Consider the following 12584-nt stretch of genomic DNA (forward strand, 5'->3'; position numbering starts at 1 on the left):
TTTTCAGTATATGGGGACCCGCTCGGGTATATACGGAACTCCTGCTTGGAAAAACAAGCAAGTCCCGGCGCGCATATTAAAAATGTTTATCAACGCACGTTCCATGAAGGGCCTGCCGCTCTTTTCTGTAATTTTTTATTGCGATATCAGGAAGGTTCATGCTTTTTGAGTGTATACTTTCTGATATCTAAATAAAAAACGGGCCGAGTCGGCCCGTCTTGCGGATTATAAATTATGCGATTAGTTCTGCATTACGAAGTCGCGCTCCACGGTGCTGTTATCCTCGAACACGCGAAGGATATCATACCGGGTGTTGCGCTGAGCCGGAATGTTGCCGGTCTCGCGGATTAATTGAATAATCGATTCAATGTTGACCTTGTACACGGCGCCTGCGGAAGACACCACGTTCTCCTCCATCATCGTGCTGCCGAAGTCGTTGCAGCCGTAACTGAGCGACAGCTTGCCGATCTCAGGCCCCATCGTTACCCAGGACGATTGCAGGTTCGGCACGTTGTCGATCGCAAGCCGGCCGATGGCTACCGTCTTCAGGTACGCTTCCGGCGTTTCGCGCTCGCGCTTGAGGTTCGTGTTGTCCGGCTGGAAGGTAAACGGAATGAAGGCAAGGAAGCCTTTGGAGTCATACCCGTTCTGGATGCATTCATCCTGTGCGTCACGCACGCGAAGCATATGTAGCGCACGCTCTTCCATCGTTTCGCCCAGACCGATCACCATGGTAGCCGTCGTGTTCATGCCGACCTTATGGGCCGTCTGCATGACATCCATCCATTGCCGCCATGTACCTTTCAAACGGCTGACTTTTTTGCGGATGCGATCATCCAGAATCTCCGCGCCGCCGCCAGGCAGCGAATCCAGACCGGCGCTGTGAAGCTCGCGCATCACCTCTTCGAGTGTGAGCCCGGAGATCTCCACCATCTTCATGATTTCCGCCGGGGAGAAGGAATGCATCGTAATGTTAGGGAACCGCTTCTTAATATTACGAAGCAGATCCGTATAATAATTGAAAGGCAAATCCGGATTGACTCCGCCCTGCATCAAAATTTCAGTACCGTTGACGTCCTCGGTTTCCTGAATCTTCTGGAAGATCGTCTCATCCGGCAGAACATAGCCCTCGGAAGAGCCGGGTCTGCGATAAAAAGCACAGAAACGGCAGAATACATCACATATGTTGGTGTAGTTGATATTCCGGCCGATAACAAACGTCGTGATGGGATCCGGATGCAGGCGCTTGGTCATCACATCCGCCGCATGGCCAATCTTCTCGATCTCATCACTCTCAAAAAGGGTCACGGTATCTTCCAAATTTAAACGCTCACCGCGTAAAGCTTTATCCAATATACGGTTTACCGCACTCATTCTTGCAGCCTCCCTACTTAAAACAAAATACAAATCGCCAGTAAAACTTCATCTATCCCATCCTACCACATTCCGCCATTAAAAACGACATCCCGTCCGTGACAGGATGCCGAATTCTATGATTTGGCAAATCTTCAAATGAGGTTCATTGCTTCATAAAAATCTTTAGTTGCTGGCAGAAAAGGCCTGGTCCAAATCGGCAATCAGGTCATCCACATCCTCCAGTCCGACCGAGAAGCGGAGCAAACCGTCGGTAATGCCGCGCTCATGCCGAACCTTCTCGCCCATGGCCGCATGGGACATCATCGCCGGATACGACAGGATGCTTTCCACTGCTCCCAGGCTGACGGCTACCAGCGGCAGCTTCACGCGGTTCAGCACCTGCTTCGCACGCTCGCCTGAGCCGACGTCAAAGGAGATGACCGCGCCGTAACCGCTCGATTGCTTCTCATGGACTTCCCGTCCCGGATGATTCAAGAGGCCGGGGTAATACACTTGCTCAATGTCGCTTCTCCCTTGCAGCCAGGCCGCCAGCTTGGCCGCGCTTTGCTCGGAGTGGGCCATCCGAGTGCCGAGCGTCTTCATGCCCCGCATAAGGAGCCAGGAATCCTGCACTCCAAGCACCGTGCCCAAACCATTTTGCAGCTGTTTCAACTGGTCTCCCAGCTCCTGGGTTCTGGCTACGGCGAGACCTGCCAGCACATCGCTGTGTCCGCCAAGGAATTTGGTTGCGCTGTGGATGACGATATCCACGCCGAACTCGATCGGGCGCTGATAGAACGGCGTCATGAACGTATTGTCCAGCAGGGTAAGCAGGCCTTGCTCCTTCGCCCAATCCGTGACGGCGCCGATGTCGGTAATTTTCAAGGTCGGGTTCGAAGGGGTTTCCATATAAACCGCTTTTGTATTCGGTTTGAGGGCCGCCTTCACCTGCTCCAGATCGGTCATGTCGACGAAGGTGCTCTCGATGCCCATACGGCTCAGTATGCTGGTCAGCAGGCGGTAGGTTCCGCCGTATACGTCCTCCGTCACGATCATGTGATCGCCCGCGGACAGCAGCATGAACGAGCTGGAGATCGCCGCCATGCCGGATGCATAAGCGAAGCCGCGCACGCCTCCTTCCAAGAGGGCGATATAATCTTCCAGCGCTTGCCGCGTCGGATTGCCGGAACGGCTGTAATCGTGCAGCGGCGGGTTAAAGACGTCTTCATGATGAAACGTCGAGGCTTGATAGATCGGAACGCTTGAGGCGCCGGTTGCCCGGTCGATTTCCCCGCCGAAATGCAATAGTTTCGTCTCGAAACGAAGTTCTTCTTGGTGTCCCTGTTTTACTGATACCTGCTTGGTTTCCGTTCCCAAGCCGGATAGACCTTTATCGATGCTCATGCTCCCGTGCTCCCTTCCACTTCTGCCATAGCCGCGCCCAGCGCAGCATCCAAATCCGCGATCAGGTCATCCGCATGCTCGATGCCGACCGAGAACCGAAGCAAGCGGTCGTCCACGCCGATCGCTTCCCGAATCTCAAGCGGGATGTCCGCATGGGTCTGGACCGCCGGGTATGTCATCAGGGACTCGACGCCTCCGAGGCTTTCTGCGAATGCAATCAGTTTGATGTGCCGCAGCACCGGCTCGACATAGCGGGCGTCCTTCACCTTGAAGGAGAAGATGCCCGTGTTGCCGCTGGATTGGCGATTCTGGATCTCATGCCCCGGATGATCCGGCAGAGCAGGGTAATACACCTCGCCGATCGCCGGGTGGGTTGTCAAAAAGGTTGCCACCGCGGTTGCATTCGATTCGTGCCGGTCCATGCGAAGCGCGAGTGTCTTCATTCCCCTCATTAACTGATAGGAATCGGAAGGACTCAGCACCGCCCCGATGGAGTTATGAAGGAAGGCCATCTCCTCGGATAATTCCTTGCCCTTCGTCACGATGATGCCTGCCAGCACATCGTTATGCCCTCCCAGATACTTGGTGGCGCTATGTATGACGATATCCGCCCCAAGCTCGATGGGTCTCTGGAAATACGGGGTTAGCAGCGTATTATCCACGATGCTGATCAATTGATGGCGTCTTGCCCACGTACAGACGGCTTCGATATCCGTAACCATCATGAGCGGATTGGTCGGCGTTTCGATAAATACGGCCTTCGTGTTCGGTCGTCTGGATCCTTCCAGCGCATCCAAGTCGTTCGTATCCACGTAGGTTGCCGTTACCCCGAACTTGGACATGATCCGCTCCAGCAGCCGATACGTCCCTCCGTACAGATCGAGCGACACAATCAGGTGATCGCCTTGACCGAACAGCGCAAAAATCGTCTGAAGGGCCGCCATGCCCGAGCTGCAGGCAAAGCCGGCGTCACCGGATTCCAGCTCGGCGCAAGCATCCTCGAGTACCGAACGGGTCGGATTCTTGGTGCGGGCATAATCAAACCCCGTGCTCTGGCCTAATTTAGGATGGCGGTATGCCGTAGCCTGATAAATCGGAAAATTCACTGCTCCCGTTACCGGTTCCTGCACCGATCCGATCTGTGCCAGCCGGCTCTCTATATTCAAAGGTTTCTTCTCCATCACAAACTCTCCTCCCGTACGCTTTTAAATTTGCGGACCGATATCATATGGCGTTTCCTGATATACATAGTAATTGAGCCAATTAGTGAATAATAAGTTTGCATGCGCGCGCCATATGGACGGAGGGGTTCTTGTTGGATCGTCGTTCGGGTAATAGTTGCGCGGCAGCGCGATGTCCATGCCTTTGGCAACGTCCCGGTCATACTCCCATTTCAGGGAGTCCGCATCATACTCGGAATGCCCTGTGGCAAAAATCTGCTTGCCGTCCCGGCTGGATACCAAATAAATCCCTGCTTCCTCGGACTCGGACAGGATGACCAAATCATCCACGCCTGTTATGTCTTCGCGCCGAACTTCCGTATGACGGGAATGCGGAACAAAGAACATTTCGTCAAATCCGCGGAGCAGCTTGGTACACGCTTCATTGATCGTATGCGGAAATACGCCAAAGCACTTTTCCTCGAGGCTGTATTTCGGCACGCCGTAATGATAATAAAGCCCGGCTTGCGACGCCCAGCAGATATGGAGCGTGGAGGTTACATGGGTCTTGGTCCATTCAAAAATTTCAGTAAGCTCATCCCAGTAATTCACTTCTTCGAACTCCAGCTGCTCGACCGGAGCTCCTGTAATGATCATGCCGTCAAAACGACGGTTCTTCACTTCTTCAAAGGTTTTGTAAAATGATTTCAAATGCTCGGCCGACGTATTCTTCGATACGTGGGAACTCGGGTGAAGAAGGACGACATCCACCTGGAGCGGGGAGTTGCCGATCAATCGCAGCAGCTGGGTCTCCGTCGTTTCCTTGGTTGGCATCAAATTCAGGATCGCAATCCGCAGCGGGCGGATATCCTGATGAAACGCGTGACTCTCATCCATGACAAAAATGTTTTCTCCAGCCAGAACTTCCTTTGCCGGCAGGGCATCCGGAATTTTAATTGGCATCTCGGCTCACTCCTTCGAAATATGAAATGATACATCCATAAAGCTGTGAGAAAGAGCGTTAGACTGTATAAACGCAAGAAGACCTTTCTCGAAGTAGAGAAAGGTCATCATATACGTATCACAATGCGCCTCTCTCATCTGTCAGGCTATACAACGGCTTATACAATCGTCGTATCTCCTGCAAGAATTAGCACCGTGCGATGTTGCCGCCGGTTGCCGGGTTTCATAGGGCTAGTCCCTCCACCTGCTCTTGATAAGATTTCGCTTTATTCAGTTGTTTGGAATTGTTTCGTAATTGATACCTACTTTAAATCATCCTCAATTTTTCGTCAAGAACCTTTTCATGAGTTTGTCACACTTCACCAAAGGTTTCCATACCCTATATCATGGCCCTTGGACTGCTCCGGATTTCACTTGAAAGGTCCTACACCCGGCGTTATACTAGACAAGTGCTGTTTAAAACCGAGTATGAAAGAGGTGACATGGAAGATGGACGGTGACCCGAGCCAGAAACTGGATGCACAAGACGCACAACCGCATAGGATCAAGATCAGCTTACCGGCAGAGGGCAGCGTTATTTTTCATGCGCTTTTTATCGTATTCTAACCTTCCTCGATTTATGCCCGTACACCGGTGGGCTGATATCCTGTGCCTTAACTGCTTGACTTAAGCAGCTTGGATTAGACAAAGGAGTGATATCAGATGAAAATCCGGTTGGTCGATTCGGGCGTATTTACCCCTGTTGATGACATCGAAATGACGCTGACAGCTCCGGCCAGCGGCTTCTACTGGCTGGATGCGGACGTGGATGATTTAGCCGAACTGCAGCCCCTCTTCTCCCTGCATGATCTTGCCGTTGAGGATTGCCTCAGCGAAGAGGAGCAGCGTCCCAAAATTGAAATATACGAGAACCACTATTTTATCGTCGTGAACAGCATCCGGTTTGACGACGAAGAGATTTTCCTTCGGGCATTGAATGTTTTCCTGGGCAGGCATTTTATTATTACGGTGACCAAGCAAAAGATCCATGAGCTCCGCACCGTCAAACCGCTACTCTGGGAGGATGAAGTCAGCACGCCTGACCGCTTCCTCTATCTCTTGATCGACCTCGTCACGGACAACTACTTCTCCGTAGGGGACCGAATTGAAGCGCGGATTGAAAAGCTGGAGGAAGACATTCTGATGCATACCAAAAAATCCCATCTCAGCGAGATCATCGGTCTGCGAAGCGAGATTCTTTGGTTGAAGAAGGTGCTTGGACCTCAGAAGGAAGTTATCAATACGCTCAACAAAAAAGATCTTCGGCTGATCGATGACCAGCTGCAGAAATACTTCAGCGATATCTATGAAAATGCCGTTAAAATTTCCGAAACGTTCGAGACCTATCGGGATCTCATGGGGAACCTTCGGGAAGCTTACCAATCCAGTATCGCCAATCGGGCCAATGAAATCATGCGCGTGTTTACCGCTATTACAACGATCTTTATTCCATTGACGCTGATTACGGGCATCTACGGTATGAACTTTGAGTATATGCCGGAACTTCATTGGAGATATTCCTATTATGTGGTTATCGGCATCATGGTTTTTGCCGGCGCGCTCATGTTTTACCTGTTCCGTAAAAAAGATTGGATATGAGGCACCCTGGTCAAAGGGGAGAGTACTGGCCGGATCACAACGGTTCATACGAACGGCCGCAATTCAAACTCAATCTACAAGCACGGCGAATTAGCATCAGGACGGATCTCCCTGCAACCGGGAGAATCCGTCCTGACTTCGTTTAAGGCAGATTAACCGGCATTCGCTTTGCCGGGCTGATCGCGCCGAAAGCGGATCCGTATGAGACGAAGCCGCTCATACAGCCTCTCCGTTCCGCCCAGCTCTTCTGCTTCTGCGTTCTCCGCTTGTCCCTGTCCGTATACCCGCTGTAACACAGGTTTAAGAAACGTATCGCCCAACTCTTCAAACGCCTTCCATACGTTTTCCTGCTCCGCAGCCGTCATCGTGTTCAATTCGACCTGGAGCAGCTGCTCCGTATCATAGCCTTCCTTCTCAAGCCCTTCCAATTCCTCGACCAAATCCCGGCGCGACAGCGAGGTACGCGCTTCAAGCTCGGTCAGCGAAGCGCCCTCGGCTATGCCAATCAGCATCGCACGGCGGGTTCGGAAGCGTTCAAGCTCCTGCTGAAATCTCTGTTCCTTCTGTTTATACAGCCAGGACAAGAACTCCTCTTCCGGCAGCTGCGTATACACCCAATCCAGTGGAAACGTGGTGGTTCGCTCGGTTTTCGTCGTAATCTCCAGCCATTCCACCCCGTGCTCCGAAGCCTTGCTAACCCCGATTCCCGGAAGCTGCAGCAGCTCTTCCTCACTCTGGGGAACAAAAGCGCTGATCATACGCAGCACCCGGTTGCTGGCAATGAAATAGGGCGCTTTTCTTCCGGATGCTGCCTTTCTCCTGCGCCAGGCGCACAGCTCCGTGTACAGCTCCTCCGATCCGTACAGCTCGCTGTAACACTGCAGCTTCTGAGTGCCGAGATTCTTGCTCCCGGTCTCCCCAGGTTCATGGAATACCCCTTCGATTAGCGGGCGGAAGCCTTCTCCGAGCTTCTTCGCAAGCTGGTGCCGATACACGCATAGCAGCTCATTCCATGAGTTGCCTTCATACCATTCGTCATCGGAAACTTCACCGTCCGGTTCCATATTCCGCCAGCCGAGTCGCCATCCTCCTTCTTCCTCGCCGATCCATACTTGGGCCGAACGGAGATGACCTGACTCATCCGCTCCGCTCATCCGATTCATGAACACAATTTGCATCCCTCGATAACCTCCCGTTTACGCAATCAGCATAAAGGCGGACAACGCAAAAAAGCACCTCTCCTCCGCGCAGCGGCAAGAAAGGTGCTTCCTTCGTTCCATACATTATACTGTTGAAACTATAATACCATAATCTGTAATAGAATCCAATCCATTTTGAACTTGCCCTATATAAGAAATCAGGCTAAGCTTGAATGCTCTTGGCTTCATCCACTGCCAGCTTGGCCAATGCCAATGCGCCGCAGAGACCCGCATTATCGCCGAGCATCGGCGGAACGATGAATTGATCGATCCCGTCATGAAGGCTTGGATGCTGAACATATCCTGCCAGCAGCTCTTGAAGCTTCGTGCGGATCAGCGGGAACAGCTGCTCCTGCTTCATCACGCCTCCACCCATCACGATCCGCTGAGGGGACAAGATGAGGACATAATTCATCAGCGCTTGAGCGAGATAATAAGCTTCCATCTCCCAAGCCGGATGATCCGGCGTCAATTCCACGCCGGGAACACCCCAGCGTTTGCCAAGAGACGGTCCCGCAGCAAGCCCCTCCAAACAGTCTGCATGATAAGGACAGGTCCCCTCATATTTGTCTTCCGGATGACGGCGGACGTAAATATGCCCCATCTCCGGATGGGACAGGCCGTGAATCAGTTCGCCGGATACCACGGCGCCTGCTCCCACTCCCGTTCCGATGGTGATATAAAGACAGCTGTCCAGTCCCTGGGCCGCCCCCCACGTATATTCTCCAAGAGCAGCTCCGTTTACATCCGTATCAAATCCGATCGGAACGTCAAAACGCTCTTCCAATGCTTTGACGATATTGTAATTGCTCCAATGCGGCTTCGGCGTCGTTGTAATGCAGCCGTAGGTCGGGCTGCCTTTCACCGGGTCAATCGGTCCGAACGAACCGACTCCGATCGCCTCTATATCCTTATCCGCAAAAAAGTTAAAGACGTTTGCCATGGTTTCTTCAGGGGTTGTCGTCGGAAAGCTCACTCGCTCCACAACCGTTCCATCCTCCGTACCCACGCCGCAAACGAACTTGGTTCCTCCTGCTTCAATTGCTCCAAGTAAACTCATGCTTCTTCCATCCTCTCCACGATGTGCTGTGCCTTGTTCTCTATATGGTTGCTAACAAGCTCTATTCGAAGCATATGTAAACATTGTGCTCCCGTCAAGTCTGCCTGCCTCTTTCTCTGCCTCTGCCCGTTCCGAGCCGCGGCGTTTCGCCGGCCGTTCTGCCGACAAACGCGCGCCGGGACATCCAGCGTGCCGCCGCTGATTCCAGTATAAAGGCACTGATGCTGGACCGCAGTGATGTTTTTATCGACTGCCATTCCGGCAACCCGAGCCGATCATTTTCGTCATGGTCACGACGACGGCTCCACAAACACGATCCAGCCACCATGAAGACGCCGCTGATTTCAGGCTTCCTGGTGAATTGAAGAAGTGCCTCGGCCTGCTGCGGATGTCTCCGGTACGACACCTTCGACTGAAGCGGCTAGGAAACCACCGCCACCCCAAAAAGATGGCCAAGACTCTTCATTTCCAGCTCCTCCAGTTTGGTTAACGCACGTTCGTGATCCACGCTCAGGCGGCACAAATCGAGCTCGCATTCCATTGGAACCTCGCAATGAATTTCGGCCAGGGCCCGGGACAGATGCAGCATCTCCAAATCCGCTTCGATCTTGGTGCGAACCCCTTTGGTCAATGAATCAAGATTGGCAAGGATGCCTTCCACGGATTCATATTCCTGGATCAGCTTGACAGCCGTCTTCTCGCCGATCCCGCGTACGCCCGGATAATTGTCGCTCGTATCTCCCATCAGGCCTTTTACATCGATTACCTGTCTTGGAGAAAGACCCTTTTCGGCATAAAGCGTCTCCGGTGTATAGTGCATATAATTGCCATGCCCCTTTTTCATAATGATGACCGAAGTCGAATCGTTCACGAGCTGAAGCAAATCGTGGTCGCCCGACAGGATCATGACGTTCATGCTATCTCCGAACCGTCTGGCAAGCGTACCGATGCAGTCATCGGCCTCATAACCCACAACGCCCAGATTCGGGATCCCGAGGCATTCCGTCACGTCGCGAACCAGCGAGAACTGCGGAACCAAGTCATCCGGCGCTTCCGGACGATTGCCTTTATACGAGGCGAATTGCTCCGTGCGGAATGTTTTTGAGCCCATATCCCAGCAGCAAGCCACATGGGTAGGCTGAAATTTATCGATGGCATCCCACATATACCGCAGGAAACCGTAAATCGCGTTGGTCGGCACACCCGCTTTGGTACGACGGATATAACCGCTGGACGCGGTTGCATAATAAGCACGAAATAATAAAGCCATCCCGTCGACGAGCATTAAGGATGGTTGTGGATTGGGTATCACGGTCATAATCGCTCCTAACTTTAACTTCTCTGGTATAACCTTAAAATATACCTTGTCATTATACCATATCCTTATATGGACTTGGGCTTGTCACAGGGTATTTCTTTGAATTTCCTATCGCGGGCTGCTCACAAAAAAAGAACATTCCGATGGTCGAAAGACCATGGAATGCTCTGCCTTCATCAGCAGGACGACATCGTTACCGGCGAATGGCTGCCCTTCGGCAAACCGATTCCGTGACTCTCGTAATCAATCACTGTCGCAGGTTGTCTTTTGTGTCTGTCATATCCCAAAAACGACCGTTACTTCTGCCATGCCTCCTGATATTGCTCCGCTTTGAAGCCAACGGTTACTTTGTCGCCGTCGGTCACGATCGGACGCTTGATCAATCTTCCGTTGGAAGACAACAGTTCGATCTTCTCCTCATCGGAAAGGCCGGGCAGCTTGTCTTTCAGGTTCATTTCCTTGTATACCTCGCCGCTCGTATTGAAAAATTTCTTTAGCTCCAGTCCGCTCTTGGCGATCAGGTCGGCTAACTCGTCCTTCTTTGGCGGTTGTTCGAAAATATGTTGAAGCTCCAGCTCATGTCCTTCGTTCTGCAGCCATTTCACGGCGTTGCGGCAAGTCCCGCATTTCGGATATTGATATACTTTCAGTTTGCTCATTCAATAGGTTCTCCCTCTAATGTTGTAGTGTTACATAATGAAGTGACAGCTTCTTGCGCGAGCGCTAATCTCAATGATTTCATGTCCTCAGGTAGCGGGGCCGTGAATACCATCGTCTTCCCCTCTATCGGATGCATCAGCGTCAGGCTTGCCGCATGCAGCGCCTGCCTGTCCATATAGCCGTCCAGCCTCATGATCGTTGCGGCTAACGGATCCAATGACCCGACGGCCCCATGGGAATCCTCATCCCTCTCCGGCGCATTCGATAACAATTCCTGATCGCTGTATACGGGATGCCTGTACATCTGATCTCCGATCAATGGACAACCGATGCTTAGCATATGCACCCGAATTTGATGCGTCCGGCCTGTTTCGAGCTTCAATTCAACCAAAGATGCGGAGGGGTATGTTTCGCATACCCTATACCGCGTAAGCGAAGGATATCCTTCCGGAGTTACGATGCGCCGGTGGGGCTCCAACGGATCCCGATCAATCGGACCGTCAATATCGCCTGTCTGCGAAGAAGGTCTTCCATGCACAAAAGCGACATACCTCTTATCGACGGTGCCGGCAATCATTTGTTCGGAAACATGCTGATGAATATACGCATTCTTCGCGATTACCAGTACGCCGGAAGTCTCCTGATCGAGCCGGTGAACCGCTCTGAACCGGTAATTCCAGCCCTTCTCCTGCCAATAATGAACGACGCCGTTGGCCAGCGTGTCGGTGTAATGCCCATGCGTGGGATGCACGATGACCCCTGCCGGCTTGTTCAAGACAAGCAGATGCTCATCCTCGTACAGAATATGAAGTTCCATGGGCTGGGGCAGCATATCGTTGGAACGTTCCTGCTCCATCCGAATTTCGACCAAATCGCCCGCTTGCACTTTAACGCTAATATATACGCGGGTCCCGTTCAGCATAATGCCCTGCTCCGTCAATTTGAGGCGGGAGAGCAGCTTGCGGGATACCCCCATTCTTTTTTGCAAAATGGTCTTAAGCAGCATGCCGTCTTCGTGTGAAGGCACGACATAGCGGATTGGCGGATAGTACAGACTCATCTATTACCGGAACACCTTTCCGCTTCGCTCATATTCAACATCAGGTATCCCGGCATGCACATTGGCTGCCCGTGCGGCAACAAAGAAATAATCGGACAACCGGTTCAAGTACCGGCGGACCTCCGGATTGATCTCGGTGGTTCGCTGCAGCGTAACGGTCAACCTTTCTGCGCGGCGGCATACGGTCCGGCATACATGCAGCGAAGAAGACAAGGCGCTTCCGCCCGGCAGAATAAAGCGCTCAAGCGGAGGGTTCTTCTCTTCGAATGCATCCAGCCACGCCTCCAGACGATCCACAAGCTCGGCACCGACCTTGAGTTTATCCTCCCGCGGCCTCGCATAAGCCAGATCCGAGCCGCAATCGAACAGTTCATGCTGGATTTGAACGAGCTGAAGATACAGCTCCTCAAAATCGGCTTCCTTGGCCAAGCACACGGCCTGACCGACAAAGCTGTTCAATTCATCGATCGTGCCGTACGCTTCGATGCGCGGATCATCCTTGGGCACGCGACCGCCAATAATCGAAGTCTCCCCCGCATCTCCCGTTCTTGTATATACCTTCATCACATCTTCCTCCATTTCATATCTAGAACGAACACCATAACATCTTATTATGCTCACTATAGCATAATTTCGGATCACGTTCCCGCTGCGGCCGAATAAACCCAAGGCCGATAACGCCTAGAGGGAAGTGCTTTAGGTTGCGTTTGGTTTTAAACACAAACAAGGCTGAACCACGAGTATTCTCACTCTAGGAACAGCCTTG

Annotated in this window: 12 protein-coding genes and 1 riboswitch; of the genes, 1 reads left to right on the forward strand and 11 read right to left on the reverse strand. The window is 52.3% G+C overall.

The genetic code is table 11. From position 1 onward, the window contains the following. Positions 1-240 precede the first annotated feature (240 nt). The 4 genes from mqnC to metA form a co-directional block, all read right to left on the reverse strand. A complete protein-coding gene (gene mqnC, locus AC3RCL_RS25125) occupies positions 241-1374 on the reverse strand; it encodes a cyclic dehypoxanthinyl futalosine synthase (protein ID WP_015737124.1) in 1134 nt (377 codons plus the stop codon). A 165-nt stretch (positions 1375-1539) separates the two neighbouring features. Beyond that, complete coding sequence (locus AC3RCL_RS25130; protein WP_255250641.1) at positions 1540-2760, reverse strand: aminotransferase class I/II-fold pyridoxal phosphate-dependent enzyme; 1221 nt, start codon at positions 2758-2760, stop codon at positions 1540-1542. Next, entirely contained in the window at positions 2757-3941 is a 1185-nt protein-coding gene (locus AC3RCL_RS25135) for a PLP-dependent transferase (RefSeq protein ID WP_096776415.1), read from the reverse strand. Before AC3RCL_RS25135 ends, AC3RCL_RS25130 begins: the two co-directional genes overlap by 4 nt. Positions 3942-3965: 24 nt before the next feature. Continuing rightward, positions 3966-4883: a homoserine O-acetyltransferase MetA gene (gene metA, locus AC3RCL_RS25140; RefSeq protein WP_015737127.1), complete on the reverse strand. Its 918-nt coding sequence runs from the start codon at positions 4881-4883 to the stop codon at positions 3966-3968. Between the two features lie 131 nt (positions 4884-5014). Beyond that, a riboswitch (SAM riboswitch) is annotated at positions 5015-5143 on the reverse strand. A 442-nt stretch (positions 5144-5585) separates the two neighbouring features. Between metA and corA the strand changes: the two genes are divergently transcribed. Next, positions 5586-6521: a magnesium/cobalt transporter CorA gene (corA, locus tag AC3RCL_RS25145; RefSeq protein WP_009594304.1), complete on the forward strand. Its 936-nt coding sequence runs from the start codon at positions 5586-5588 to the stop codon at positions 6519-6521. 152 nt (positions 6522-6673) lie between these two features. Here the strand turns inward: corA and AC3RCL_RS25150 are convergent, their stop codons facing one another. The 7 genes from AC3RCL_RS25150 to AC3RCL_RS25180 form a co-directional block, all read right to left on the reverse strand. Continuing rightward, complete coding sequence (locus AC3RCL_RS25150; RefSeq protein ID WP_492532661.1) at positions 6674-7699, reverse strand: HRDC domain-containing protein; 1026 nt, start codon at positions 7697-7699, stop codon at positions 6674-6676. A 184-nt stretch (positions 7700-7883) separates the two neighbouring features. Next, complete coding sequence (locus AC3RCL_RS25155; protein ID WP_096776417.1) at positions 7884-8780, reverse strand: ROK family protein; 897 nt, start codon at positions 8778-8780, stop codon at positions 7884-7886. Between the two features lie 94 nt (positions 8781-8874). Continuing rightward, a complete protein-coding gene (locus AC3RCL_RS25160) occupies positions 8875-9186 on the reverse strand; it encodes a hypothetical protein (protein WP_492532663.1) in 312 nt (103 codons plus the stop codon). 15 nt (positions 9187-9201) lie between these two features. Beyond that, positions 9202-10098, reverse strand: a complete 897-nt coding sequence (locus AC3RCL_RS25165; RefSeq protein ID WP_015737130.1) for a 5'-3' exonuclease — start codon at positions 10096-10098, stop codon at positions 9202-9204. A 296-nt stretch (positions 10099-10394) separates the two neighbouring features. After that, positions 10395-10757: an arsenate reductase family protein gene (locus tag AC3RCL_RS25170; protein WP_492532666.1), complete on the reverse strand. Its 363-nt coding sequence runs from the start codon at positions 10755-10757 to the stop codon at positions 10395-10397. Then, positions 10754-11818, reverse strand: a complete 1065-nt coding sequence (locus tag AC3RCL_RS25175) for an RluA family pseudouridine synthase (protein WP_192570753.1) — start codon at positions 11816-11818, stop codon at positions 10754-10756. The genes AC3RCL_RS25170 and AC3RCL_RS25175 overlap by 4 nt, the downstream gene beginning before the upstream one ends. 3 nt (positions 11819-11821) lie before the next feature. Beyond that, positions 11822-12382 carry a cob(I)yrinic acid a,c-diamide adenosyltransferase gene (locus AC3RCL_RS25180; RefSeq protein WP_036659974.1) on the reverse strand — a complete coding sequence of 187 codons (561 nt, stop codon included), beginning with the start codon at positions 12380-12382 and terminating at the stop codon, positions 11822-11824. Positions 12383-12584 lie beyond the last annotated feature (202 nt).

The organism is Paenibacillus sp. MT86, assembly GCF_058792535.1.